The sequence below is a fragment of the Pseudomonas sp. ADAK2 TE3594 genome, assembly GCF_053628675.1.
On sequence record NZ_JBRJGV010000001.1, the window covers coordinates 4,930,009 to 4,954,154 of the forward strand.

Consider the following 24,146-nt stretch of genomic DNA (forward strand, 5'->3'; position numbering starts at 1 on the left):
ATGAAAACCATTCCCCACACGCAAATCGCCGAGCCTGCGGTCACCTGTTCGACCTGCGCAGCCTGCTGCTGTCAGCTTGAAGTCATGTTGATCACCGACACCGGCGTGCCCGAGCGCTTTATCGATACTGACGATTGGGGCGGGGAAGTCATGCTGCGACTGGATGACGGCTGGTGCGCCGCGCTGGATCGCAACAGCATGATGTGCACCATCTACGAAAAACGTCCGCTGATCTGCCGGGAGTTCGAAATGGGCGCACCGGAATGCATCACCGAACGCCAGGGGATTGCGACGGCGTATCGGTAAAAGGGGAGATTTTAGAGATAGGTCAGCAGGTCTGACGTCTTCGCGGGCAAGCCTCGCTCCTACAGGGTAAGGTGGTCTCTGTAGGAGCGAGGCTTGCCCGCGAAGCTTTTGACGTTACAACGGCATCGTGTAATGCAGCGAGTAACTCTCTACACCATCGTTCGGGCTGCTGATCCCGGCATTGGAATAGTGCGTGGCGCGAATCCCGACTTCATGTCCGCCGGTAAAGCGCAGACCAAACCCGAAACGGTCTTCAAACTGAAAGGCTCCGCCAAGTTTATTGTCTTCGACCTCGGTGTTGGCAAACACCGCGATGCCGATACCCGCTTCAACGTAGGGTTTGATGGTCTGACCGGCAAACTCGTACACCAGCACCGGCGAGAACGACAAACTGTGATTGCTCGACGTTTTATCGCCATCCCAATAGGTGTAAGCACCGCTCCAGTAGCCGGTCAAGCGACCGATATCACTCTGCAACCAGCTCTTGTCCCAGTCGAATTGCATGCCCAATCGGTAAGTCATGGTCGAATCGCTGGTCTGGCCGACCCCGAATTCCACCCCTGCTGCCTGCGCGGTAAAACTGTGCCCCATCAATGCGGTCGCAATCGCGGCCAAGCAGAATAGTCGCTTCATTAGAAACATCCTTTTCCGAACAATTTCGTATGGTTTTTATGCTGCCCAACAGACAAAGCTACAGAAGTTGAAGCTTGATCAGAAGTTCAGCTCAATTATTCGTGTGATCTCTTTTTTTATCTACAAGTCGAAGCTTTGCACAACACCCGTCGAATGCCACAAAACCGGCAAGATATTTCTGAAATGTTCCGTATCCGCACTCGACCAGAACCGGGTAGCGCGAGCAGGTCCCTCGGCCAGCAACTCACGCTCGGCCAACAATCGTTGAAGCTGCCGTGCCACAGCGGCACCGGTATCGATCAGGCTGATGTTCTGGGGGATCATCTGCTTAAGCAGCGGCTTTAGAAAGGGATAATGCGTGCAGCCAAGAATGATCGTGTCTGCACCGGCAGCCAGCAGCGGATCGACATACCCCTGCAGCAACTGACGCAATGCCTCGCTGTGCAAATCGCCATTTTCAATCAGCTCCACCAGCCCTGGGCATGGCTGAGTGATGACTCGCACATCGGCAGCAAAACGGTCGAGCAAGGCAGCGAATTTGGCACTCTGTAAAGTGCCGGTGGTGGCGAGTACGCCAACTACACCGCTGCGCGTCGCCGCTGCAGCCGGCTTGACCGCGGGCTCCATGCCGACGATGGGCCACTCGGGGAAATCGCGTCGCAAGTCCGCAACACCTGCGACAGTCGCGGTGTTGCAAGCGAGCACCAGCGCCTTGGCGCCCTGCTGCTGAAAGAACTGCGCCATGACACTGCAACGCTGACTGATGAATGCCGGTGATTTCTCACCGTAGGGAATATTCCCGCAATCGCCGAGGTACAAAAGAGACTCGTTGGGCAGCAACTGCTGGATCTCGGCCAGCACGGAAAGTCCACCGACGCCGGAATCGAATACAGCAATCGGCGCTTCACGCATGGCTTGACCCGCAGACACTGCAACCCGGATCACGCTTGACCCGCAATTCACGGAAGCGCGTGCCCAAGGCATCGATCAATAACAGGCGCCCCACCAGCGGTTCACCGAACCCCACCAGCAATTTCAGCGCTTCGAGGGCTTGCAGGCTACCGACCAGGCCCACCAGCGGACCGAGTACACCGGCCTCGCTGCAGGTCAGCTCGGCTTCGCTGCCGTGCCCGTATAAACAGTGGTAGCACGGGCTTTCCGGACGACGGGAGTCGAAGACCGACAATTGCCCTTCCAGCCGAATCGCCGCACCGCTGACCAGCGGTTTGCGCGCAGCCACACACGCGGCGTTGACTGCTTCGCGGGTGGAAAAATTATCGGAACAGTCCAGCACCAGATCCACCGCCGCCACTGCCGCCGCCAAAGAATCTTCATCCAGGGCGGTGCGATGGGCAATCAGCTGAATCTGGGGATTGATCGCGGTCAGGCGCCGGGTCGCTGAATCGACTTTGCTCAGGCCGACGCTGTCAGTGTCGTGAACGATCTGACGTTGCAGATTGGTCAGATCGACCGTGTCGAAGTCCGCCAGATGCAACTCACCGACACCGGCCGCAGCCAGGTACAGCGCCACCGGTGATCCGAGACCGCCGAGGCCGACAATCAGCACACGGCTTTCTTTGAGCCGCAACTGGCCGTCGATGTCGACGTGTTGCAGCAGAATCTGCCGGCTATAGCGGAGTAATTCCTGATCATTCAGCACGGCAAGCGCCCCAGACTGATGCGTTCGTGACCGCCCAGATCGGTGCGGCTGTGGACTTCTTCAAAGCCGCGGGTCAGCAGCAAATCGCGCACGGCCTCGGCTTGATCGTAACCGTGTTCGAGCATCAACCAGCCACCTGCCTCAAGATGATCCGGTGCCTGATCGACGATCAGACGCAAATCGTCGAGCCCATCGACGCCGGCCACCAGGGCACTGGCTGGTTCGAAGCGCACGTCGCCCTCCGCCAGATGCGGATCGGTCGAAGCAATGTAGGGCGGATTGCTGATGATCAATTGAAAGCGTTGGCCTTCCAAAGCGCTGAACCAATGACTACTCAGCACCGTGGCGTTGTTCAGGTGCAGCCGCTGGCGATTGCGCTCGGCCAGGGCTACGGCTTCCAGCACGCGATCCACGGCGGTGACTTTCCAGACTGGACGTTCGCTGGCCAGGGCCAAGGCGATGGCGCCACTGCCGGTGCCCAAATCGAGCACCAAGGCCTGTGTGGCCGGCAACAGTTCCAGCGCGGTCTCTACCAGCAATTCGGTGTCGGGACGCGGAATCAATGTGTGAGGCGCGACTTCCAGGTCGAGCTTCCAGAAGCCCTGCTGCCCCAGAATGTAAGCCACCGGCTCACCGCTACGGCGGCGCTGCAGGTACTCGGCAAACTTCAGGGCTGCTTCGCTCGGGACGATACGTTCAGGCCAGGTGTGCAGAAAACTGCGGGACTTGCCCAAGGCAGCCGCCAGCAGCAATTCGGCATCCAGACGCGCGGTGGGCGAGTCGGGCAAATCGGCGGCGCGCAACAAGCTGGCAATGATCGTCATTTACTCACCTATCGCTGCCAATTGGTCGGCCTGGAACTCGGCCAGCAGCGGTTCGATCACCGCATCCACACCGCCCGCGAGAATTTCATCGAGGGAATACAGCGTCAGGTTGACCCGGTGGTCGGTGACCCGGCCCTGGGCAAAGTTGTAGGTGCGAATGCGCTCGGAGCGGTCACCGGACCCCACCAGCAATTTACGCTCGCTGGCGATGGCATTCGCAGCGGCGCTGGTCTGCTGATCGTTAAGCTTGGCCGACAGCCAGGACATCGCCCGCGCGCGGTTTTTGTGCTGGGAACGTTCTTCCTGGCACTCAACGACAATGCCGGACGGCAAGTGCGTGATACGAATCGCCGAGTCGGTCTTGTTGACGTGCTGACCACCGGCACCGGAGGAGCGATAGGTGTCGACCCGCAGATCCGCCGGATTGATCTCGATCGCTTCCTGCTCGTCCGGCTCGGGCAACACGGCCACGGTGCAAGCCGAGGTGTGGATGCGGCCCTGGGATTCAGTGGCCGGAACCCGCTGTACGCGGTGCGCGCCGGATTCGAACTTCAACTTGCCGTAAACGTTCTCGCCTTCAACCCGGGCAATGACTTCTTTATAGCCGCCGTGTTCGCCTTCATTCTCCGAGAGAATCTCTACCCGCCAGCCACGCCGCTCGGCGTAACGCGAATACATGCGGAACAGGTCGCCGGAGAAAATCGCTGCTTCGTCACCGCCGGTGCCGGCACGGATTTCGAGGAACACGTTGCGCCCGTCGTTCGGGTCTTTGGGCAGCAGCATGCGTTGCAGTTGGGCTTCGATTTCGATCAGTTGCTCTTTGGCTTCGCGGACTTCTTCCACGGCCATTTCGCGCATGTCCGGGTCGCTGTCCTTGAGCAGCGCCTGAGCCCCTTCGAGGTCGCCCTGCACTTTAAGCAGCTGTTTATAGGTGCCAACAATCGGCTCGACTTCCGCGTATTCCTTGGAATAGGTGCGGAACTTGTTTTGATCGGAAATGACCTCGCCGTCGCCAAGCAGGGCGGTCAATTCCTCGAAACGGTCCTGGAGGATGTCCAGCTTATTGAGCAGTGACGCTTTCATTGCGGTTTTTTATCCGAAAAGCTATCCGATGAGCCCTCACCGAGGGCAAAGAGTTCCTGGGCCATGGCCAGCGCATCGAGGCGGCCTTCGGCAGAGAGCTTTTTCAACTGCACGCTCGGTGCGTGCAAGAGTTTGTTGGTCAGGCCGCGAGCCAGTTGCACCAGCACGTCTTCCGCGCTGCTGCCGTTGGCCAGCATGCGCTGGGCTTTCTGCAATTCTTCGTCACGCATGCGCTCGCTTTGTTGACGGTAGGCCTTGAGCACATCCACCGCCGCCAGTTCGCGCAGGCGAACCATGAAATCTTCGGCACCGACCGACACCATCTCTTCGGCGGCCTGGGCAGCGCCCTGACGGCTCTTGAGGTTTTCGGCAACCACTTCGTGGAGATCGTCGACGCTATACAGGTAAACGTCGTCCAACTCGCCGACTTCTGGTTCGATATCCCGAGGGACGGCGATATCCACCATGAAAATCGGCTTGTGCTTGCGCAATTTCAAGGCACTTTCCACCGCGCCTTTACCGAGAATCGGCAACTGGCTGGCGGTGGAACTGATGACGATGTCGCTGCGCACCAGTTCTGCCGGGATGTCCGAGAGCAGCACTGCGTGGGCGCCGAACTGTTCGGCCAGAATGCTCGCGCGCTCCAGGGTGCGGTTGGCAACCACGATTCGCTTCACCCCCAGCTCATGCAGGTGGCGGGCGACCAGGGTGATGGTCTCGCCAGCGCCGATCAGCAAAGCCTGGCTGCGTTGCAAATCACTGAAAATCTGTTTCGCCAGGCTGACCGCGGCAAACGCTACGGATACCGGGTTTTCGCCGATGGCGGTGTCGGTTCGCACCTGTTTGGCCGCATTGAATGTGGCCTGGAACAGCCGCCCGAGCAGCGGACCGATGGTGCCGGCCTCGCGAGCGACCGCGTAGGCCGATTTCATCTGACCGAGAATCTGCGGTTCACCCAACACCAGCGAATCGAGCCCGGAGGCAACCCGCATCATGTGACGAACTGCCGCATCATCTTCATGCACATAAGCGCTCGCGCGCAGCTCATCGAGACTCAAATGATGATAATCGGCCAGCCAGCGCAACACGATGTCAGCCGAAAGGTGATCCTGTTCTATATACAGTTCACTGCGATTGCAGGTGGAGAGGATCGCAGCTTCGCGGCTGTCGGTGAGTCGGCAGAGCTGCTGCAAGGCCTCAACCAGCTGCTCAGGGGTAAAGGCCACGCGCTCGCGGACGTCTACTGAAGCAGTCTTGTGGTTAATACCGAGTGCAAGGAAGGCCATTCAAGGTCGCTGATGGTGACGTGAAGCCGACAATTGTCCTACTTCGACAGAGCCAGAACAACCACTCGATCTCTATCGCTCCTGTAAGAATTGCCAAAGGCTGCGATCCGTTCTCGTTTACAAGAGCGCCGGGCCTGCGGGGATTGCTCGCGCGGGTAAATTGGCCGGGCGGTTATGTTTGGCCGAAGGCTTGTGTCATGATGATCCGACCGCAGGTTAGTCGTCCTTTTCCTATATGAATAGATCTTCCGCGTTGCTCCTCGCTTTTGTCTTCCTCAGCGGCTGCCAGGCCTTGGCACCCGTTTCGTCGGACGGTACGCCGCCGGTCGAAGACAGCACTCCGGTTCCTGAAAAGCCCAAGGTTTACAGCTCGTTCAGTGAAGAAACCGTCTTCAGCCTGCTGAGCGCCGAACTCGCTGGCCAGCGCAATCGTTACGACATTGCCCTGGACAACTACGTGACCCAGGCCATCAATACCCAGGATCCGGGCGTCTCCGAGCGGGCATTTCGCATTGCCGAGTATCTGGGTGCCGATCAGGCTGCCCTCGACACCGCACTGGTCTGGGCCAAAAACGCCCCGGACGATCTCGAGGCGCAACGGGCGGCTGCCGTGCAACTCGCCCGCGCCGGGCGTTATGACGACTCCATGGTCTATATGGAGAAAGTCCTGCAAGGCAAAGGCGACACGCATTTCGACTTCCTCGCCCTGTCCGCCGCCGATACCGACCAGGACACGCGCAACGGCCTGATGAAAGGTTTTGACCGTTTGCTGCAGCGTCATCCGCACAACAACCAGCTGATTTTCGGCAAGGCCTTGCTGATGCAACAGGACGGCGACGCCAAAGGTGCCCTGACCCTGCTCGAAGACAACCCGCCGGACGAGGGCGAAATAGCGCCGATCCTGCTGCGCGCGCGCCTGCTGCAAGGGCTCAACCGTGGCGATGAAGCCCTGCCGCTGCTGCAAAAAAGCATCAAGAAGTACCCGGACGACAAACGCCTGCGCCTGACCTATGCGCGCATGCTGGTTGAACAAGACCGCATGGACGATGCCAAGGTCGAATTCTCGAGCCTGGTGCAGCAATACCCCGAAGACGACGAACTGCGTTATTCCCTGGCCCTGGTCTGCCTGGAAGCCAAGGCGTGGAACGAGGCCAAAGGTTACCTGGAAGATTTGATCGCTCGGGAAAGCCATGTCGACTCGGCACACCTGAACCTGGGGCGCATTGCTGAAGAGCGTAACGACCCGCAGGGCGCATTGATCGAGTACGCCCAGGTCGGCGCGGGCAACGATTACCTGCCGGCGCAATTGCGTCAGGCCGATATTCTGATGAGCAATGGCAAGACCGCCGAAGCCCAAAGCCGTCTGGCAGCCGAGCGCGGCGAGCAACCCGATTACGCGATCCAGCTGTATCTGATCGAAGCCGAAACCTTGTCCGCCAACAAACAGGGCGACAAGGCCTGGAAAGTCTTGCAGCAAGCCCTGCAGCAATACCCGGACGATCTGAATCTGCTGTACACCCGGGCCATGCTGGCAGAAAAACGCAATGACCTGGCGCAGATGGAAAAAGATCTGCGACTGATCATCAAGCGCGACCCGAACAATGCGATGGCGTTGAACGCCCTCGGCTACACCCTGTCCGACCGCACCACACGCTACGCCGAAGCCAAGGCCTTGATCGAACAGGCACACCAGCTCAACCCCGAAGACCCGGCGGTCCTCGACAGCCTCGGATGGGTCAACTTCCGCCTGGGTAACCTCGATGAAGCCGAGCGGTATTTGCGCCAGGCACTGGAGCGCTTCCCCGATCAGGAAGTTGCCGCGCACTTGGGCGAAGTCCTGTGGGCCAACGGCAAACAACGCGAAGCCAAGCAAATCTGGAGCAAGTTCCTCAAGGAACAGCCCGACAGCCCTACCCTGCGCGGCACCATCAAGCGCCTGACCGGATCAGAGACTCTTTAAGATTATGTTTTTGCGCCACCTCGTTATTTTCAGCTTCATCGCCCTGCTCGCCGGTTGCGCAGGCTTCGGCGCCCGTGAATCGGTCCAGGGTCAAGGCAACACGGCCCAATGGCGCGAGCACAAACAGCAACTGACCGGCCTCGACGGCTGGCAGATCAACGGCAAAATCGGTATCCGCGCGCCAAAAGATTCGGGCAGCGGCACGTTGTTCTGGCTGCAACGCCAGGATTACTACGACATCCGTCTCTCCGGCCCGCTGGGTCATGGCGCGGCCCGCTTGACCGGTCGCCCGGGCAAAGTCTCGCTGGAAGTGGCCAATCAGGGCCGCTATGACGCGCAAACCCCGGAAGCCCTGGTTGAAGAACAACTGGGCTGGAAATTACCGGTATCCCATCTGGCATGGTGGGTTCGCGGGCTCCCGGCCCCGGACAGCAAAAGTCGCCTGACCCTCGACGTCGACAGCCGCCTGGCCAATCTCGAACAGGATGGCTGGCAGGTCGAGTATCTGAGTTATGCCGAGCAAAACGGCTACTGGCTGCCCGAGCGGATCAAACTGCACGGCACCGACCTTGATGTCACGCTGGTGATCAAGGAATGGCAACCACGCAAACTGGGGCAGTGAACATGACTGCGCCACGCCTGACATTGCCCTCGCCCGCCAAGCTCAACCTGATGCTGCACATCCTCGGTCGTCGGGAAGACGGTTACCACGAGTTGCAGACGATTTTTCAGTTCCTCGATTACGGCGATGAAATCACCTTCGCCGTTCGCGACGATGGCGTGATTCGGTTGCACACCGAATTCGCCGACGTCCCTCACGACAGCAACCTGATCGTCAAAGCCGCCAAAAAACTTCAGGAACAATCCGGTTGTTCACTGGGTGTCGACATCTGGATCGAAAAAATCCTGCCCATGGGCGGTGGAATCGGTGGCGGCAGCTCGAATGCGGCGACCACATTGTTGGGCCTCAATCATCTTTGGCAACTGGGTTGGGATGAGGACCGGCTGGCCGCGCTGGGCCTTACGCTAGGCGCCGACGTCCCGGTTTTCGTGCGTGGCCACGCGGCTTTCGCCGAGGGTGTGGGGGAGAAACTCACCCCTGTAGAGCCCGAAGAACCGTGGTATCTCGTGCTCGTGCCGCAAGTATCTGTAAGTACAGCAGAAATTTTTTCAGATCCACTGTTGACACGTAACACTCCTCCCATTAAAGTGCGCCCCGTTCCCAAGGGAAACAGTCGAAATGACTGCTTGCCGGTGGTAGCAAGGCGTTATCCAGATGTACGTAACGCATTGAATTTGTTAGGTAAATTTACCGAAGCAAAACTCACCGGAACTGGAAGTTGTGTGTTTGGGGGCTTCCCAAGCAAAGCTGAAGCTGATAAAGTCTCGGCCCTTCTGACAGAGACCCTTACAGGGTTTGTAGCAAAAGGAAGCAACATTTCGATGTTGCATCGCAAGCTGCAAAGTCTGCTCTAAAGGAATCGATTACTGGGTAATCGTTGCAACAGATACAGGGGCGTCGCCAAGCGGTAAGGCAGCAGGTTTTGATCCTGCCATGCGTTGGTTCGAATCCAGCCGCCCCTGCCATTTTCTATACTCATCCAGGTTACCCTCAGCCTCTAGGTACTGCGCGTGTCCAAGATGATGGTCTTTACGGGGAACGCTAACCCCGATCTGGCTCGGCGTGTTGTACGTCAGCTGCATATCCCTCTCGGTGACATCTCTGTCGGTAAGTTCTCCGACGGCGAAATTACTGCCGAGATCAATGAAAACGTTCGCGGTAAAGACGTTTTCATTATTCAGCCGACTTGCGCTCCGACCAACGATAACCTGATGGAACTGGTAGTGATGGCTGATGCCTTCCGCCGCTCCTCGGCTACTCGTATCACTGCTGTTATTCCTTACTTTGGTTATGCCCGTCAGGATCGCCGTCCGCGTTCCGCACGTGTGGCTATCAGCGCGAAAGTCGTTGCTGACATGCTTACCGTAGTCGGCATCGACCGTGTTCTCACGGTTGATCTGCATGCTGACCAGATTCAGGGCTTCTTCGATATTCCGGTAGATAACATCTACGGCTCCCCGGTACTGGTGGATGACATTGAAGATCAGCGCTTCGAAAACCTGATGATCGTGTCCCCGGACATTGGTGGCGTCGTGCGTGCACGGGCTGTTGCCAAATCCCTGGGCGTGGACCTCGGGATCATCGACAAACGCCGTGAGAAAGCCAATCACTCTGAAGTGATGCATATCATCGGTGATGTCGAAGGGCGTACCTGTATTCTGGTCGATGACATGGTCGATACCGCCGGCACTCTGTGCCACGCGGCCAAGGCCCTGAAAGAGCATGGCGCTGCCAAGGTTTTCGCCTACTGCACGCACCCTGTGCTGTCGGGTCGGGCGATCGAAAACATTGAAAATTCCGTGCTGGACGAGCTGGTGGTGACAAACACCATCCCGCTGTCCGCTGCAGCACAAGCCTGTGCGCGTATCCGTCAACTGGATATCGCACCGGTAGTTGCCGAGGCGGTCCGCCGCATCAGCAATGAAGAATCGATCAGTGCGATGTTCCGTTAAGGGCCCTGCCCTTTTCATTACATCTCGTTGACGAAAAGCGCCCCGCCCCGGCATTCCTGTCGGGGCGGGGCTTTTTTGCCCATATCGCCTTTTAAGCGCTGGTCGCAAACGCTGGGGCGAATGTGGTTATTTTGGAGATACAACATGAACGATTTTACTCTGAATGCTGAAGTGCGTTCCGACCTGGGGAAAGGTGCGAGCCGCCGCCTGCGTCGTCTCGCAAGCCTGGTTCCTGCTGTAGTTTACGGTGGCGACAAAGCCCCTGAATCCATCAGCATGCTGGCTAAAGAAGTTGCCAAACTGCTCGAAAACGAAGCGGCTTACAGCCACATCATCGAGCTGAACGTTGGCGGCACCAAGCAAAACGTAATCATCAAGGCTCTGCAGCGTCACCCGGCCAAAGGCCACGTGATGCACGCTGACTTCGTACGCGTTGTAGCTGGCCAGAAACTGACCGCTATCGTGCCTGTACACTTCGTTGGCGAAGCTGCTCCGATCAAGAAAGGCGGCGAAATTTCGCACGTTGTTTCTGAAATCGAAGTTTCGTGCCTGCCGAAAGACCTGCCTGAATTCATCGAAGTTGACCTGGCTGATGCCGAAGTCGGCGCGATCATTCACCTGTCGGACCTCAAAGCCCCTAAAGGCGTTGAGTTTGTTGCTCTGGCTCACGGTAACGACCTGGCTGTTGCCAACGTTCACGCTCCACGTGTTGCTCCAGAAGCTGCAGAAGGCGCTGCAGAGTAATTTCACTCTGTACGCCGGAGTGACCGGAACATCGCGGACTAGAGCGTAGCGAGAAAGCGGGCGAGAACGCGGAGTTTACATAATGGTAAATGAGCACTTGTCGTCCACTTTCGCCGCACACCCTGATCGCGGCGATGTTATCCATCACTTCAAGGAAGGGCCCCTATCGTGACTGCCATCAAACTGATCGTTGGCCTGGGAAATCCAGGCGCTGAATACGAACAGACCCGGCATAACGCAGGGGCCCTTTTTGTTGAGCGCATCGCGCACGCGCAGGGTGTCAACCTTGTGGCCGATCGCAAATATTTCGGCCTGACCGGGCGCTATTCGCATCAGGGTCAGGATGTTCGTCTGCTGATTCCCACCACCTACATGAACCGCAGCGGCCAGGCCGTCGCGGCACTTGCCGGCTTCTTCCGCATCAAGCCTGAAGAAATCCTGGTGGCGCATGACGAACTCGATCTGCCTCCGGGCGTTGCCAAGCTCAAACAGGGCGGCGGCCATGGCGGTCACAACGGGTTGCGCGACATCATCGCGCAACTGGGCAATCAGAATACCTTTCACCGCTTGCGGCTTGGCATTGGCCACCCGGGCGTTGCCAGTATGGTTTCAAATTTCGTCCTGGGTCGTGCGCCACGCGCCGAACAGGAAAAACTCGATGCCAGCATCGACTTTGCCCTCGGCGTGCTGCCGGATATCCTCGCCGGTGAATGGAACCGCGCGATGAAAAACCTGCACAGCCAGAAGGCCTGACTCACTCCTCGGGGAAAACACCATGGGATTCAATTGCGGCATCGTCGGCCTGCCTAACGTCGGCAAGTCCACCCTATTCAACGCCCTGACCAAATCCGGGATCGCGGCCGAGAACTTCCCCTTCTGCACCATCGAGCCGAACACCGGTATCGTGCCGATGCCGGATCCGCGTCTGGAAGCCCTGGCAGCCATCGTCAATCCAAAGCGCATCCTGCCGACCACCATGGAATTCGTCGACATCGCTGGCCTGGTTGCCGGCGCCTCGAAAGGTGAAGGCCTGGGCAACAAATTCCTCGCCAACATCCGCGAGACCGATGCCATCGCCCACGTGGTCCGCTGCTTCGAAGACGAGAACGTGATTCACGTCTCCAACAGCGTCGACCCGAAACGCGACATCGAAATCATCGACCTGGAACTGATCTTCGCCGACCTCGACAGCTGCGAGAAGCAACTGCAGAAAGTCGCCCGCAACGCCAAGGGTGGTGACAAGGACGCCGTGGTCCAGAAAGGCCTGCTGGAGCAACTGATCGCTCACTTCACCCTCGGCAAGCCAGCGCGCACGCTGATGAAGAACATGGGCGCCGACGACAAAGCGGTGATTCGTGGCTTCCATCTGCTGACCACCAAGCCGGTCATGTACATCGCCAACGTTGCTGAAGACGGTTTCGAGAACAACCCGCTGCTGGACATCGTCAAGGCCATCGCCGAAGAAGAAGGCGCCATGGTGGTTCCGGTCTGCAACAAGATCGAAGCCGAAATCGCCGAGCTGGAGGACGGCGAAGAGAAAGACATGTTCCTCGAAGCCCTGGGCCTCGAAGAGCCTGGCCTGAACCGCGTAATCCGCGCCGGCTACGAAATGCTGCACCTGCAGACCTACTTCACCGCCGGTGTCGAAGAAGTCCGCGCCTGGACCGTCCGCGTCGGTGCCACCGCACCACAAGCCGCTGGCGTGATCCACACCGACTTCGAAAAGGGCTTCATCCGCGCCGAAGTCATCGCCTACGACGACTTCATTCAGTACAAGGGCGAAGCCGGCACCAAAGAAGCCGGTAAATGGCGTCTGGAAGGCAAGGATTACATCGTTAAAGACGGCGACGTGATGCACTTCCGTTTCAACGTGTAACGGTGACCGTGGATTTACACCGTACTCGATAGACTAAAAATCCCCGCAATCACTCGCTGATGCGGGGATTTTTGCGTCTTGGGATCACCATCTTCCTCCATTGTGATCTGGGTTGTTGAAGAACAAGCCGTACAAGCTCACCGACGGAAAAGGGCTGCACCTAGAGGTCAAACCCAACGGCTCAAAAGCGTGGCGCTACCGTTTCGAGCTTCGAAGCTCTCGGCGCGTGTCGAGGCTGACACTCAGCCTGTTTGAAAACCGGTAGCCCGTGATAGCTGCTGATACGCCGCCACCAATTGTTCCAGGGTAAACGCCAAATTGCGCCCGCTGGGGTTGGGCAGCACCCAGACGACCGCATTGCCGAAGGTCTCGGGCTGAAGCCCCCACGCAATGATCTTCTGCCCGGACAGTCCCGAATAAGCCGCTTTGCCGAGAAACGCTACATGGCGTGGATTGTAGCGGGCAATCTTCTGCTCGAAATCGGCCGCGGCGGCGACGAATTCCTGCGCCGACACTTGATCCGCCCTCGCGGTTGGCCGTGCTACCACCGCCGTCAATCCGCACTGGTACTGAAGAATTGAGCGGTCGTTTTCCGGGCGTATTTCTTCGGCCGTGAACCCGGCCAGATGCAGCGTGCGCCAGAACCGATTGCTGCGCCCGGCAAAATGATGCCCCTGCTCCGCCGCAAGCAGGCCGGGATTGATGCCGCAAAAGACCACTGACAGATCTTCCGCGAGAATATCGTCGAGGCCGTTCATGGTAGCGCTCAGCCGCAGATGACGATGACGGCGTTACGCACGATCGCGGCCAGCTCTTCACGGGATTTGCCCGCCCGGGCGCGGATCGAAATGCTGTGCAGCAGCGAAGAGGCGATCACCGCCAGCGCGGCCAGGTCGCTATCAGGTTTCAGTTCGCCGGCCTCGATCGCCGTTTGCAGGCGCGCTTCAAGGTCAGCATCCAACTGGCTGAGCCTGGCCGACAGCACATTGCGGATTTCCGGGTCTTCGACAGCCTCGGTGGTCGCCGTGCCGATGGCAAAGCAGCCACGGGGCTGTCCGTCGCCCGAGAAGTAGATCGCCAATTGCCCTTCATAAAAACCGGTCAGCGCCTGCGCCAGGGTCAGGCTGTTGTCGGTCAATGCCGCCTGCATGGCGGTATGCGCGGTGTCCCAGTATTGATCGAGCGCCTGGATGTAGAGCGCATGTTTATCGCCGAACGCGGCGTACAGGCTTGGCCGGTTCATTCCCGCCGCCGTGGCAATGCTGTCCAGCGAAGCGCCGGAGTAGCCGGTGTTCCAGAACACGCCAAGGGCCTGTTGCAGCGCTGTCTGCGGGTCATACGCGCGAGGTCGGCCGCGGCCTTTTCCTTCTGTCGTTTTATTTTGTGCCATGCCGTACAAATTCCTTGCAAGGAGTAGAAGTCGCTCATATTCTTACACCATCGCACAAAATTAAGGAACCAGAAATTCCTTGGTCAGCAGCTTTGTTGTAGTGCAGCTCGAATCGGGTGTGGCAACGACGAAACAGCGGTACGGAGCGATCCTCCCCCACCGCGTACGGATTTGATTTCTCGCAGCAATTAATCACGTCGCGGCCACAGGCGATTGCCCGGGTCGGCCCGATGTCCCGTTTTGGCTTCAGCACCTTGGATAGAGCAGATCATGACCAAGCCAATTGATCTCACCGCAGAACACGCCAGCGCCCAGCCGATCCGGGATCTGGCGGGCACACCGCCGAAAAAGCCACTCAAGCAAAAGCTCCGGCCACTGCTGATGGCTGGCCTGCCCGCGCTGTTCGCCGTCATCGGTTACAGCCAATACAGGGCGAACGAGCCTTTCGTGTCCACCGACAACGCCTATGCCCGCGTGGCCAAGTCGTCGATCAATGCGCGGGTTTCCGGGCAAGTGGTCGAGGTCGCCGTTGACGACAACCAACCCGTGCGCAAGGGACAAGTGCTGTTTCGCATCGACGCGCAGCCGTTTCAGATTGCTGTCGACCGCGCCGAAGCCCAGCAGGGCAACGCTCGCCTGCGCATCGATGGCCTCAAGGCCAGCTATCGCCAGCAACAGGCCGAACTGCAATCGGCGCGGGCGTCGGCGGAATACGATCAGAAAGAGTTCGCCCGCAAGAAAGCGCTGATTGCCACCGAGTTCGTCTCGCGGGCTGCCTATGAGCGCGCCGAGACCGACCTGAAAGTCTCGCGCCAACGCATCGCTTCGATCGAGCAACAGATCGCCAGCACCGTGGTCGCTCTCAACGGCGATCCGGACATCGCCATCGACCGTCACCCGACCGTGCGCGAAGCCAAGGCCCAGCTCGACGAAGCGCAACTCTATCTGTCCTACGCCACGGTGACCGCGCCGGCCGACGGCATCGTCGCCAAGGTCGACGACTTGCAGGTTGGCAATTACGTCAACAACGGCAGCGCCGCGTTCGCGTTGATTTCCGATCGCGAGATCTGGGTCGAAGCCAACTTCCGCGAAACCCAGGTCACGCATATGCGCCCCGGCCAGACCGCGACGATCACCCTCGATACCTACCCGGATCGGCCGTTCAAGGCTCATGTCATCAGCATGAGCCCCGGCGCCGGCGCCGACTTTGCCCTGCTGCCGCCAGAGAATGCGACCGGCAACTGGGTGAAGGTGGTGCAGCGGGTGCCGGTGCGTCTCGAACTCGACGACGCCGACCCGGCCCTGCCGCTGTTCTCCGGCACCAGCGCAACAGTTCAGGTCGACACCGGGCACCGTACGCCGTGGTGGTATCCGCTCAAGTCATTGCTCAGCGCGGGTAACTCGTGATGAACACCATCTCTCACACCAAGGCTGCCGATCTGCGCGCGCTGCACTTCGTCGCTCTACTGGCGACCTACCTGCAATCGGTGAACCTGCCGCTGCCCAATGCAGCCCTGCGCTTGATACAAGGCAGCCTGTCGATGACCGACGATCAGGCCGGGTGGATTTTCACGGCTTATCTGGCCGCCAGCGCGATCACCTTGCCGATTGCCCAGTGGCTCGCCGCATCCTTCGGATTGAAGCGGGTTTATCAGATTGCGCTGGTGTTGTTTGCGCTCAGCCTGTGGCTCGGCACGTTAGCGAGCACGCCGCTGGAGTTCATCGCCGCGCGCATTCTGCAAGGCTTGGCCAGCGGTGTACTGGCTCCGCTGTCGATGGCGATTGCCCTGGAAACGCTGCCTGCGGAAAAGCGTCCTGCGTTCGGGGCGAAATGGACGGCGCTGGTGCTGTTCGGCATCGTCAGCGGCCCGGGCATTGGCGGCTTGATCTGCGAGTACTTCGACTGGCGGCCGATGTTCTACCTCAGCCTGCCGTTGACGGGGTACATCTTCATGGTGGTGGCGTTGCTGCTCGCGGAGAAAAAAGCCGATCAGCGTCCGCCGTTCGATTTCTTCGGTTTCGGCACCTTCACCCTCGGCATGATCGGCCTGCAGATGCTCCTCGACCGTGGCGAACGCCTGGACTGGTTCGACTCGGTGGAAATCTGGATCGAAGCGCTGGCCTGCGTGCTCGGGCTGTACCTGTTCGCCGTGCATCGGTTGACCGCCAAGGTGCACTTTGTCAGCAAGGCTTTGCTCGCTGACCGCAACTTCGTGCTGTCGACGGTGATGTTCTTCGCCCTCGGCTTTGTACTGCTGTCGACCATGGCGCTGACCTCACCGATGCTCGACGAGATCCTCGGCTACCCACCGGACACCACCGGGTTCCTGACCATTCCACGCGGCATTGGCTTGGTTGGCGCGTTCCTGTTGATGGGCCGTGTGCCGCTGTGGATCGACACCCGTGTGTTAATCGCCGCTGGCATTGCCCTGGTGGTCTACGCCAACTGGTTGATGCTCGGCTACTCGCCGTTGATGGACTGGACACCCGTGGCGCTGACCGGGTTCATCCAGGGGGTCGGCCTCGGCGTGCTGATGCCGGCGTTGAGCAAGGTCGCTTTCAGCACGATCAACCCAGCATTGCGCCCGGAAGCCACCGGCCTTTTCAACTTGATGCGGGTCTACGGCAGCACCCTCGGTGTGGCGGTGGTGCAGATCTTTTTCTTCAACAACACCCAGGCGATGCACGTGGCGCTGGTCAGCCAACTGACGCCCCATCGCGTGACGCTGCCGACGTCGCTACCGGCGCTGGAAGGTTTGAACCACCTGGTGACCCATCAGGCCGCGTTCGTCGCGGTGATGGGCCAGTTCAAGATTCTGATGCTGGCGATGCTCGTGGTGAGTCCGCTGGTGTTGTTGCTGCGCAAACCTGCTGCGGCCAACTGATCTTCGTGGAGTCTGCAAAATGAAAACGTCTACGCGCTTCACTCACTCTGCAATCCCCAGCGCCTTCAGTGCATTGGCCATATTGGTAATGCTCTCGGCCTGCACCGTCGGACCCGATTTTCAACGCCCCGCCGCCGGTTCGTCGCAGCACTATGATCAGCAAGCCGAACAATCGTCTGGCGATCAACGCTTCGATATGGGCCAACGCATTCACGGCGATTGGTGGACAGCGCTGCGCTCACCGAAACTCGATCAGCTGATGCGCCGCGCCATCGACGGCAACCTCAAACTGGTCGCGGCTGACGCGACTCTGCGCCAGGCCGCCGCCTCCGTTGCGGCGGCGGAAGGTGCGCTGTACCCGCAAATGGATTTCGCCGCGGCGGGCGGGCGGCAACGGACCCACAATGGGCCGGAGCCGAGCGTTGCCAATGTCTATGCCATCGGCCCACGGGTCGCATTCGATCTGGATGCCTTCGGCGGCATCAAACGTGAAGTCGAAGGCCAACAGGCGTTGGCCGATTTACACAAGCATCGCTACGAAGCGGCCTACCTCACGTTGACCGGTGAAGTGACCCGACAGGCGTTGCTGCTCGCCTCGGCCAACGCGCAGATCGAGGCTGTGCAAACGCTGCTGACCAATGACACAAAAAACCTTGATCTGGTGCAACGCGCACAACAGAGCGGCACCACGACGCGCATCGATGTGTCGCTGGCCGAAACCCGGCTCGCGCAGGATCGCACCCTGCTGCCGCCGCTCGCCCAGCAGCGCGATGCGGCGCGACATGCGCTGTCGATTCTCGCAGGCAAAGGCCCGGCCGACTGGATTGCGCCGGACTTCACCCTCGACGAGTTTGCCTTGCCGACGAGCCTGCCGGTGAGCCTGCCCTCGGAAATGGCCCGCACCCGTCCGGACATCTTGCAGGCCGAAGCCGAACTGCACATGGCTAGCGCGGCCATAGGTGTGGCCACGGCCAATCTCTATCCGCGGATCGAACTGTCGGCCTCGCTGGCTCAAGCGGCCTCCGGCAATGGCGGTGCCGCACTGTGGGGTTTTGCTGCCGGACTGACCGCGCCGATCTTCAATGGCGGCACACTCAAGGCCGAGCGTCAGGCAGCAGTCGATGGCTACAACGCCTCGCTCGCACGCTATCAGCAGACGGTGATTCAGTCGTTCGGCCAGGTCGCGGACACCTTGCAGGCGATCCATCACGGCGCCGAGCAATACCTCGCGCAGGATGATGCGTTGCGCGCCGCCGACAGCAGTTTCCGGCTCAACCAACAGGCTTACGCCCAAGGCGAAAACAGCGTCCTGCAAGTGCTCGAGGCCGAGCGTGCGTACGAGCAGGCGCTGCTTGGCCAGATTCAAGTGAAGACCGCGCGTTATCTCGACACGGTGCAACTGCTCGTGGCGCTGGGCGGCAATTCCGTTGGTGTCTTCGAGCAAAAACTCGCCGCGCGTGCAGGCAACGAGCAAACACCGCTGTAACCACCGACATTGGAGAAAAACCATGACCTACGAAGCCTTTCACGATGAGCTTCGCGACACCCGCTGGCCGCTCAACAACGGCGCAGGCGCTATGCCGGCCGTTGGCTTCGGCACCTTGTTCCGCGATCCGAGCACGACCACTGAAGCGGTCAAATGCGCGTTGGAGGTGGGTTTTCGCCACTTCGACTGCGCCGAGCGTTATCGTAATGAAGCGCAGATCGGCGTGGCGTTCCAGCAGGTCTTCGCCGCCGGCCACATTCGCCGCGAAGACGTGTTCATCACCACCAAGCTGTGGAACACCAATCACCGGCCCGAGCGGGTCAAGCCTGCATTCGAAGCAAGCTGCCAACGGCTGCAAACCGACTACATCGATTGCTACCTGATCCACACGCCATTCGCTTTCCAGCCGGGTGACGATCAGGACCCGCGGGACGTGTTCGGCCACGTTATATACGATGGCGAGATCACCTTGCTCGATACCTGGCGTGCGCTGGAAAGCCTGGTGGATGAAGGCCGCTGCAAATCCATCGGCTTGTCGGACATCACCCTGGAGGCGCTGAAAAAGATTGTTGCGGCGGCACGGATCAAACCGGCCGTGGTGCAGATTGAGTCGCACCCGTACCTCCCGGAATGGGAAATGCTCGAGTTCTGCCAACAGCACGGCATCATCCTTTTGGCCTTCGCGCCACTGGGGCACGGGATGGAGCCGAATGTGCTTGAAGAGGCAGTGCTGACCGGCATCGCCCGGCATGTGCAGAAGACCCCGGCGCAAGTGGCACTGGCGTGGGCGGTGCAACGTGGCACGGCATTCCTGACGACGTCGGCAACGCCCAGCCATATTCAGGAGAACTTTGATATCGCGACATTGGCGCAGCGGGCGATGCGTGAGATCAAGGAAGACATCAGCACGCGGATCCGCTTCAATTCGGTGGTGGAAACCGGGGTGCCCGGGTTTATTCCGAGGCGTCCGGCTTGAAGCTTGTGGCGTGATGCAGATTGAAGCCCTCACCCCCCCGCCCTCCGGGAGAGGGTTAGGGTGAGGGGCTGCCATTGAAGGTGAGCACCGACTCCCAGACACCGTCCCCCATAAGGCGAACAACCAATGGACGTTTTCCAGAGCATGCGTTTCTTCGTCGCCGTCGCTCAGAGTGGCAGTTTCACTGCGGCCGCCGAGTTGCTCGACACCACCACGACCAACGTCTCCAAAGCCGTTTCCGCCCTTGAAGCCCGTCTGCACACACGCCTTATCAACCGCACTACCCGCCGCCTCGCCCTGACCGAAGCCGGCGTACGTTACCTGCAACGCTGCGAACGCATCCTCGATGATGTCCGCGAGGCCGACGAGGAAGCCGGCACCGCGCAGACCCTGCCCGTGGGTCGTTTGAAAATCCACGCAATGTCGGCCATCGGCAACCACTATGTGATCGACGCCATCGCCCGCTACCGGGAGATTCACCCCACGGTGATGTTCGACCTGACCCTGACCAACCGCGTGCCGGACCTGCTCGAAGAAGGCTACGACATGTCCATCGTACTGGCCCGCGAACTGCCTGATTCAGGCTTCGTCGCTCAGCGTCTGGGCATCACTTACAGCATCCTCTGCGCGTCGCCGGCCTACCTGGAAAAACGCGGCAGGCCCGACTCACCCAGCGCCCTCGGTGAACATGAGTGCCTACGGATCGTCAACACGGTCATGCCAGTGGAGAACTGGACGTTCGAAGGCCCGCAAGGCATGGAGACCATTACCATTCCCTTGTCGCCCTTCCATATCAATACCGCCGACGGCATGACCATCGCGATCAGAAAAGGCATGGGAATCGGCATTCAGCCGATAGCATCGGCCGTGGATGGCCTGCGGGCGGGGACGTTGGTGCGGGTGTTGCCGGAGTACCGGCTGGAGGAGTTGAACCTGTTCGCGATCTATCCGTCGCGCAAGTTCGTCGATGCGAAAACCAAAACCTGGGTGGATTTTCTCAAGCTATCGATCCCGCAATTGCTGGCATCGGATGAGCACGTTGCTGGAGCAAGAAAAGACTGAGTACAGCAGATATGGAGTGTCGACCCTCCATCCTCCGCACCGAATCAACTGGAACAGCCAGTGCCCATTATTTGATATTGCAGGACATGGCGCTGACCATGGGAGTCTTCATAGGTCATCTGAACCGGCACCGGTGCGCACTCATTCGCCGGCTCAGTGATCGAAATCACATGCACGATATCGAGCTTCGTCGAGTAGTCATAGGTTTCGACCCGAAGGTTTGTCGTCGGCACCGTATCCGCATAGGCCTGCGCGCCCAGGCTACCAAGCAATAACACCATCGCCATTTTCATCGTGTTCATGTTGTTCACCGTCTCGTTGAGTGGACCGCTTCAGCGCGATTGCTGGCGGCTTGAAGACGATGCTATGGAATGACGGCGGCGGGAAAAATCGATCGGCGGGACAAACACTGTTGCCGAATCAGGGATGAATGGCTGGGTTCAGTCGCTTTCAGTCGGTCGCGACAGACTGAAATGGGCCAGAACGGACGTTTTGGGAGCGAAAGTGAAGCTGTCCCGATTATCCTCTAGCGCTACGCCAGTCTATCCAGCTCCGCCAGCAATTCAGGCGTAATCACCAACTCACTGGCCATGACAGCCCGTCATTCACGATACCGCCGTGATACACCTTCTATCAGGTCGCTTCGGGTAAAGGGGGCGCTTTCTCAGGCGGTTTGATTGAGCCAATGTAAACCGCAAAGATAGTCAGCAGCGCGCCACAAATCTGCAGCGTGGAGCTGGCCTTGCCGAGAAAGGTGACATCAATGAAATACGTGATCACCGGCTCCAGTAGCAGGATCAGACCGGCCAACCCCAGGCTGATGGCTCCAATCGAACGGTTGACCAACAACCAGCCGACAAACTGCACCAGCACCCCGTATATGATCAACATCAGCAAGGTTTGCCCATCCACGATGGCCAAGCTTTCCCCAGTTGCCAGCGCGTATGTCAGCAGAACCAGTGCCGCCCAAAGACTCAAATTGAGCATCTGTGCGATCTTGTCACCCCCGCCGTCAGGTAACTGGGTGTTGATCTTCAGGAAGTACACGCAGATGGCATACGCCAGCCCCGACAGCACGCCATACACCACGCCCTTGATCCCTACCGCACTGGTCATCTCGGGTAGCAACAACAGATAGAGCCCAACAAAAGCCAAGGTAATGGATACCAGGAAGTAGATCGAAGGTTTTTCCTTCAACAGGTACAACCCCAGCAGGGTCATGAAGAACACCTGGCAGTTGGTCAGGATCGACCCGATGCCCGGGCCGACGATATAGATGCTCTGGTGCCAAAGCACCAGGTCAATGGCCAAAAACACCCCAGCCAACGCGGTGTACAGCTGCGCCTTGGCGGTTTTGAGCAGCACCGGTGTTTTGCGCACCTTGAGCAGCAGGAAGAACAGGATCGAGGCGAACACCATCCGATAGAACCCTGCGCCACCCGCGCCGATATGGGCGAAAGCGACCGCTAGAGCAGACAGACTGAGCATCAGTCCGCCGATGGTCAATTCAATGATTGCCCGATTGTTATTAGTCGACATGAGAAACCTCATTGATAATGACCGGCATTAACTTTATGAACACTCACAACTCCCCCCAGACAACAAATACTGGACTCGACAAAGCAGAAAATCCCCAAAGGTCTTTTCTGCCACGCGTCAGAAAACACAACTAATTTTTAATTAGCTTTAATAGTCAGCCGCCACACAACCCTTTAAACTTCTTGCGCGGCCAACTTCAACCATTGTTGTACCGGCGCATAACCCAGAATGTTTTCGACATAACCCTGCAGTTGTTCAGGGATGGCAATCCCATAACGACGGAAGCGGAACACCACCGGAACAAACATCGCATCAACAATGCCAAAGTCACCACAGAGGAACTGTGTTGAACCGCTCACCTCACGGAGCTGCTTCCAGATTGCGAACACCCGCATGATTTCCTCTCGGGTCTCGGCGGTCAGGCTTTCCGGGATGTCACCGGTGTTCAGGCCAAACGACATCTGCGTGCGCAGATGGGTGAAACCGGAGTGCATCTCTGCCGCAGCAGCTCGTGCCAGGGCCCTGACCCGTGAATCTTGAGGCCAAAGGTTGGCGGTCGGATATGTGCCGGCAATGTATTCGCTGATGGCCAGACTGTCGTTGATGACAACATCATCAAGCAGCAGCGCCGGTACCTTACCGGAAGGCGAGTGCTCCAGGATGCGCTCGCGCGTGTCGCTTTGTTCCAGTTTTATCTGAAGGGTTTCAAATGCAACATCCGCTGTCACAAGAACCAGCCACGCACGAAATGACCATGAAGACTTATTAAAATCCCCAACTACCAGTTTTGTAGACATCGCATCCCCTAGCTTGTGTTGTGAAATAGGTGCTAAATTTAGCGACCTTTTTTTCATACGTATTGCACAAAACTGGACAATTAATGGATGAGAATCGCCACAACAAAGCCTCTCAAAAAAACAAGGACTTTGTTCAATTCTGGCGTATACCCGAAGGCGACTGTGAATTGCTATCTGCGCGTTACAGCACTCAATCTTTCGGCCGACATTCACATGACCGATACGCTATCGGCGTTATAAGTAGCGGTGTTGAAAAGCTTTTTTATCGCGGCAGTTACTACATGGGGATCGCTGGCAGTGTGGTCACCATTACCCCCGGTGAGATCCACGACGGCTTGCCAGGGCATGATGAGGGCTGGATGTATCGAATGCTCTATATCGATCCCGAATGGGTCAATCGGATGGTGTTTCAAGGGCGTTTTTCAGACGATCATATTCATCTTTTTCAAACAGCTCTGAGCCAGGCCCCCGACTTCGCCCGGACCTTTTTGCATCAACATCAAATCATTGAAACATCCCCCTCCAGCCTTGAACGGGAAACTATCCTGCTGGATTTGGTGACGCAGCTCTTCGAGCGCAGCGGAGCGTCCATCGAACCGGTCAGTGCGGTTGAGCAGCATGCAGTGCAAAAGATCAAGAGGAAGCTCGAAGACGAGTTCGACAAACATCTGTCTCTGGAAGAACTGGCACAACTGGTGAATCTTGACCCTCTTTACCTGATCCGGGTGTTCAAAAAAAGTGTTGGCGTCTCCCCCCACAGCTATCAAATCCAGAAAAGAATCGCCCAGGTCCAAAAACTGCTGCGCACCGGGTCCAGCCTCGCAGAAGCGTCGTTCGCTTGCGGCTTCTTCGATCAAAGCCACATGACCCGGGCCTTCAAAAAAGTAGTGGGCATCACACCCGGCAGCTTCCGCAAAAGCAGTACCTGAGCTTGTGCGCCCCCATCGTCTGACTCATTTGAGCCCGTATCCATTGCACCTTCCTGATAAGAAGTCGGAAGGTGTAAACCTTCCCCGTAGGAGCGAGGCTTGCCCGCGAAGAACGATGACGCGGTTTGCCTGTATC

At 58.6% G+C, this 24,146-nt stretch carries 25 protein-coding genes, 1 tRNA gene and 1 pseudogene; 16 read left to right on the top strand and 11 right to left on the bottom strand.

The genetic code is table 11. The features are described 5' to 3' along the window. Positions 1 to 306 (top strand): YkgJ family cysteine cluster protein, encoded by a 306-nt coding sequence (locus tag AB7M22_RS22005; protein WP_007905822.1) that lies wholly within the window; start codon positions 1 to 3, stop codon positions 304 to 306. Between the two features lie 114 nt (positions 307 to 420). Here AB7M22_RS22005 and AB7M22_RS22010 read toward each other — a convergent pair whose 3' ends face one another. From AB7M22_RS22010 to hemA, 6 genes are all read right to left on the bottom strand, one after another. After that, a complete protein-coding gene (locus tag AB7M22_RS22010) occupies positions 421 to 939 on the bottom strand; it encodes an acyloxyacyl hydrolase (protein WP_454187779.1) in 519 nt (172 codons plus the stop codon). Between the two features lie 120 nt (positions 940 to 1,059). Continuing rightward, positions 1,060 to 1,851: a glutamate racemase gene (murI, locus tag AB7M22_RS22015; RefSeq protein ID WP_008011973.1), complete on the bottom strand. Its 792-nt coding sequence runs from the start codon at positions 1,849 to 1,851 to the stop codon at positions 1,060 to 1,062. After that, on the bottom strand, positions 1,844 to 2,599 hold the full coding sequence (locus tag AB7M22_RS22020; protein WP_454187780.1) for a molybdopterin-synthase adenylyltransferase MoeB: 756 nt from the start codon (positions 2,597 to 2,599) through the stop codon (positions 1,844 to 1,846). Before AB7M22_RS22020 ends, murI begins: the two co-directional genes overlap by 8 nt. Then, positions 2,593 to 3,423, bottom strand: a complete 831-nt coding sequence (prmC, locus tag AB7M22_RS22025; RefSeq protein ID WP_454187781.1) for a peptide chain release factor N(5)-glutamine methyltransferase — start codon at positions 3,421 to 3,423, stop codon at positions 2,593 to 2,595. Before prmC ends, AB7M22_RS22020 begins: the two co-directional genes overlap by 7 nt. Next, entirely contained in the window at positions 3,424 to 4,506 is a 1,083-nt protein-coding gene (gene prfA / locus AB7M22_RS22030) for a peptide chain release factor 1 (RefSeq protein WP_123359226.1), read from the bottom strand. Continuing rightward, the gene (gene hemA, locus AB7M22_RS22035) at positions 4,503 to 5,792 is read right to left on the bottom strand and encodes a glutamyl-tRNA reductase (RefSeq protein WP_008011966.1); all 1,290 of its coding nucleotides are present in this window, start codon (positions 5,790 to 5,792) and stop codon (positions 4,503 to 4,505) included. The genes prfA and hemA overlap by 4 nt, the downstream gene beginning before the upstream one ends. 235 nt (positions 5,793 to 6,027) lie before the next feature. Between hemA and AB7M22_RS22040 the strand changes: the two genes are divergently transcribed. From AB7M22_RS22040 to AB7M22_RS22080, 9 genes and pseudogenes are all read left to right on the top strand, one after another. Beyond that, positions 6,028 to 7,752, top strand: a complete 1,725-nt coding sequence (locus tag AB7M22_RS22040) for a tetratricopeptide repeat protein (protein ID WP_454187782.1) — start codon at positions 6,028 to 6,030, stop codon at positions 7,750 to 7,752. A 4-nt stretch (positions 7,753 to 7,756) separates the two neighbouring features. Beyond that, positions 7,757 to 8,374: a lipoprotein insertase outer membrane protein LolB gene (gene lolB, locus AB7M22_RS22045; protein ID WP_454187783.1), complete on the top strand. Its 618-nt coding sequence runs from the start codon at positions 7,757 to 7,759 to the stop codon at positions 8,372 to 8,374. Between the two features lie 2 nt (positions 8,375 to 8,376). Continuing rightward, the gene (gene ispE, locus AB7M22_RS22050; protein ID WP_007905805.1) at positions 8,377 to 9,228 is read left to right on the top strand and encodes a 4-(cytidine 5'-diphospho)-2-C-methyl-D-erythritol kinase; all 852 of its coding nucleotides are present in this window, start codon (positions 8,377 to 8,379) and stop codon (positions 9,226 to 9,228) included. 36 nt (positions 9,229 to 9,264) lie between these two features. After that, positions 9,265 to 9,339: transfer RNA gene (locus AB7M22_RS22055), tRNA-Gln, on the top strand. Between the two features lie 45 nt (positions 9,340 to 9,384). Continuing rightward, complete coding sequence (locus AB7M22_RS22060; RefSeq protein ID WP_003171603.1) at positions 9,385 to 10,326, top strand: ribose-phosphate pyrophosphokinase; 942 nt, start codon at positions 9,385 to 9,387, stop codon at positions 10,324 to 10,326. 144 nt (positions 10,327 to 10,470) lie between these two features. Beyond that, on the top strand, positions 10,471 to 11,070 hold the full coding sequence (locus tag AB7M22_RS22065) for a 50S ribosomal protein L25/general stress protein Ctc (protein WP_008011958.1): 600 nt from the start codon (positions 10,471 to 10,473) through the stop codon (positions 11,068 to 11,070). Positions 11,071 to 11,238: 168 nt separating this feature from the next. Then, complete coding sequence (gene pth, locus AB7M22_RS22070; protein WP_007905795.1) at positions 11,239 to 11,823, top strand: aminoacyl-tRNA hydrolase; 585 nt, start codon at positions 11,239 to 11,241, stop codon at positions 11,821 to 11,823. A gap of 22 nt (positions 11,824 to 11,845) precedes the next feature. Further along, entirely contained in the window at positions 11,846 to 12,946 is a 1,101-nt protein-coding gene (ychF, locus tag AB7M22_RS22075; protein ID WP_008011955.1) for a redox-regulated ATPase YchF, read from the top strand. Between the two features lie 112 nt (positions 12,947 to 13,058). After that, positions 13,059 to 13,169 (top strand): annotated as a pseudogene (locus AB7M22_RS22080) (Arm DNA-binding domain-containing protein); the annotation flags it as partial. A gap of 19 nt (positions 13,170 to 13,188) precedes the next feature. Here AB7M22_RS22080 and mug read toward each other — a convergent pair. After that, positions 13,189 to 13,704, bottom strand: a complete 516-nt coding sequence (mug, locus tag AB7M22_RS22085) for a G/U mismatch-specific DNA glycosylase (RefSeq protein ID WP_454187784.1) — start codon at positions 13,702 to 13,704, stop codon at positions 13,189 to 13,191. 8 nt (positions 13,705 to 13,712) lie between these two features. After that, positions 13,713 to 14,336, bottom strand: a complete 624-nt coding sequence (locus tag AB7M22_RS22090) for a TetR/AcrR family transcriptional regulator (protein ID WP_454187785.1) — start codon at positions 14,334 to 14,336, stop codon at positions 13,713 to 13,715. Between the two features lie 270 nt (positions 14,337 to 14,606). Here AB7M22_RS22090 and AB7M22_RS22095 point away from each other — a divergent pair, with 270 nt between their 5' ends. From AB7M22_RS22095 to AB7M22_RS22115, 5 genes are all read left to right on the top strand, one after another. Then, positions 14,607 to 15,743: an HlyD family secretion protein gene (locus tag AB7M22_RS22095; RefSeq protein WP_008011950.1), complete on the top strand. Its 1,137-nt coding sequence runs from the start codon at positions 14,607 to 14,609 to the stop codon at positions 15,741 to 15,743. Continuing rightward, a complete protein-coding gene (locus AB7M22_RS22100) occupies positions 15,743 to 17,221 on the top strand; it encodes a DHA2 family efflux MFS transporter permease subunit (protein ID WP_454187786.1) in 1,479 nt (492 codons plus the stop codon). The genes AB7M22_RS22095 and AB7M22_RS22100 overlap by 1 nt, the downstream gene beginning before the upstream one ends. 19 nt (positions 17,222 to 17,240) lie before the next feature. Beyond that, positions 17,241 to 18,707 carry an efflux transporter outer membrane subunit gene (locus AB7M22_RS22105; protein WP_454187787.1) on the top strand — a complete coding sequence of 489 codons (1,467 nt, stop codon included), beginning with the start codon at positions 17,241 to 17,243 and terminating at the stop codon, positions 18,705 to 18,707. A 22-nt stretch (positions 18,708 to 18,729) separates the two neighbouring features. Continuing rightward, positions 18,730 to 19,683 (top strand): aldo/keto reductase, encoded by a 954-nt coding sequence (locus AB7M22_RS22110; RefSeq protein WP_008011944.1) that lies wholly within the window; start codon positions 18,730 to 18,732, stop codon positions 19,681 to 19,683. A 126-nt stretch (positions 19,684 to 19,809) separates the two neighbouring features. Continuing rightward, positions 19,810 to 20,745, top strand: a complete 936-nt coding sequence (locus tag AB7M22_RS22115; protein WP_008011942.1) for a LysR family transcriptional regulator — start codon at positions 19,810 to 19,812, stop codon at positions 20,743 to 20,745. 44 nt (positions 20,746 to 20,789) lie between these two features. On the opposite strand, the gene AB7M22_RS22120 is transcribed toward AB7M22_RS22115, so the two are convergent. The 3 genes from AB7M22_RS22120 to AB7M22_RS22130 all read right to left on the bottom strand — a co-directional run bounded on the left by AB7M22_RS22120 (position 20,790) and on the right by AB7M22_RS22130 (position 23,081). Beyond that, the gene (locus tag AB7M22_RS22120; protein ID WP_454187788.1) at positions 20,790 to 21,047 is read right to left on the bottom strand and encodes a DUF2790 domain-containing protein; all 258 of its coding nucleotides are present in this window, start codon (positions 21,045 to 21,047) and stop codon (positions 20,790 to 20,792) included. 331 nt (positions 21,048 to 21,378) lie between these two features. Next, positions 21,379 to 22,284 carry a DMT family transporter gene (locus tag AB7M22_RS22125; protein ID WP_454187789.1) on the bottom strand — a complete coding sequence of 302 codons (906 nt, stop codon included), beginning with the start codon at positions 22,282 to 22,284 and terminating at the stop codon, positions 21,379 to 21,381. 173 nt (positions 22,285 to 22,457) lie between these two features. After that, positions 22,458 to 23,081 carry a glutathione S-transferase family protein gene (locus AB7M22_RS22130; protein ID WP_454187790.1) on the bottom strand — a complete coding sequence of 208 codons (624 nt, stop codon included), beginning with the start codon at positions 23,079 to 23,081 and terminating at the stop codon, positions 22,458 to 22,460. Between the two features lie 83 nt (positions 23,082 to 23,164). Between AB7M22_RS22130 and AB7M22_RS22135 the strand changes: the two genes are divergently transcribed. Further along, on the top strand, positions 23,165 to 24,010 hold the full coding sequence (locus AB7M22_RS22135; RefSeq protein ID WP_454187791.1) for a helix-turn-helix domain-containing protein: 846 nt from the start codon (positions 23,165 to 23,167) through the stop codon (positions 24,008 to 24,010). The last annotated feature ends 136 nt before the right edge of the window (positions 24,011 to 24,146 follow it).

Coding starts and splice junctions, on each gene's coding strand:
- mug (WP_454187784.1), bottom strand. CDS start 13,704: ATGAACGGCCTCGACGATATTCTCGCGGAAGATCTGTCAGTGGTCTTT.
- AB7M22_RS22105 (WP_454187787.1), top strand. CDS start 17,241: ATGAAAACGTCTACGCGCTTCACTCACTCTGCAATCCCCAGCGCCTTC.
- AB7M22_RS22100 (WP_454187786.1), top strand. CDS start 15,743: ATGAACACCATCTCTCACACCAAGGCTGCCGATCTGCGCGCGCTGCAC.
- AB7M22_RS22130 (WP_454187790.1), bottom strand. CDS start 23,081: ATGTCTACAAAACTGGTAGTTGGGGATTTTAATAAGTCTTCATGGTCA.
- ychF (WP_008011955.1), top strand. CDS start 11,846: ATGGGATTCAATTGCGGCATCGTCGGCCTGCCTAACGTCGGCAAGTCC.
- AB7M22_RS22095 (WP_008011950.1), top strand. CDS start 14,607: ATGACCAAGCCAATTGATCTCACCGCAGAACACGCCAGCGCCCAGCCG.
- AB7M22_RS22065 (WP_008011958.1), top strand. CDS start 10,471: ATGAACGATTTTACTCTGAATGCTGAAGTGCGTTCCGACCTGGGGAAA.
- AB7M22_RS22005 (WP_007905822.1), top strand. CDS start 1: ATGAAAACCATTCCCCACACGCAAATCGCCGAGCCTGCGGTCACCTGT.
- AB7M22_RS22090 (WP_454187785.1), bottom strand. CDS start 14,336: ATGGCACAAAATAAAACGACAGAAGGAAAAGGCCGCGGCCGACCTCGC.
- AB7M22_RS22010 (WP_454187779.1), bottom strand. CDS start 939: ATGAAGCGACTATTCTGCTTGGCCGCGATTGCGACCGCATTGATGGGG.
- AB7M22_RS22135 (WP_454187791.1), top strand. CDS start 23,165: ATGGATGAGAATCGCCACAACAAAGCCTCTCAAAAAAACAAGGACTTT.
- prmC (WP_454187781.1), bottom strand. CDS start 3,423: ATGACGATCATTGCCAGCTTGTTGCGCGCCGCCGATTTGCCCGACTCG.
- murI (WP_008011973.1), bottom strand. CDS start 1,851: ATGCGTGAAGCGCCGATTGCTGTATTCGATTCCGGCGTCGGTGGACTT.
- ispE (WP_007905805.1), top strand. CDS start 8,377: ATGACTGCGCCACGCCTGACATTGCCCTCGCCCGCCAAGCTCAACCTG.
- hemA (WP_008011966.1), bottom strand. CDS start 5,792: ATGGCCTTCCTTGCACTCGGTATTAACCACAAGACTGCTTCAGTAGAC.
- AB7M22_RS22125 (WP_454187789.1), bottom strand. CDS start 22,284: ATGTCGACTAATAACAATCGGGCAATCATTGAATTGACCATCGGCGGA.
- AB7M22_RS22040 (WP_454187782.1), top strand. CDS start 6,028: ATGAATAGATCTTCCGCGTTGCTCCTCGCTTTTGTCTTCCTCAGCGGC.
- lolB (WP_454187783.1), top strand. CDS start 7,757: ATGTTTTTGCGCCACCTCGTTATTTTCAGCTTCATCGCCCTGCTCGCC.
- AB7M22_RS22120 (WP_454187788.1), bottom strand. CDS start 21,047: ATGAACACGATGAAAATGGCGATGGTGTTATTGCTTGGTAGCCTGGGC.
- AB7M22_RS22110 (WP_008011944.1), top strand. CDS start 18,730: ATGACCTACGAAGCCTTTCACGATGAGCTTCGCGACACCCGCTGGCCG.
- AB7M22_RS22115 (WP_008011942.1), top strand. CDS start 19,810: ATGGACGTTTTCCAGAGCATGCGTTTCTTCGTCGCCGTCGCTCAGAGT.
- prfA (WP_123359226.1), bottom strand. CDS start 4,506: ATGAAAGCGTCACTGCTCAATAAGCTGGACATCCTCCAGGACCGTTTC.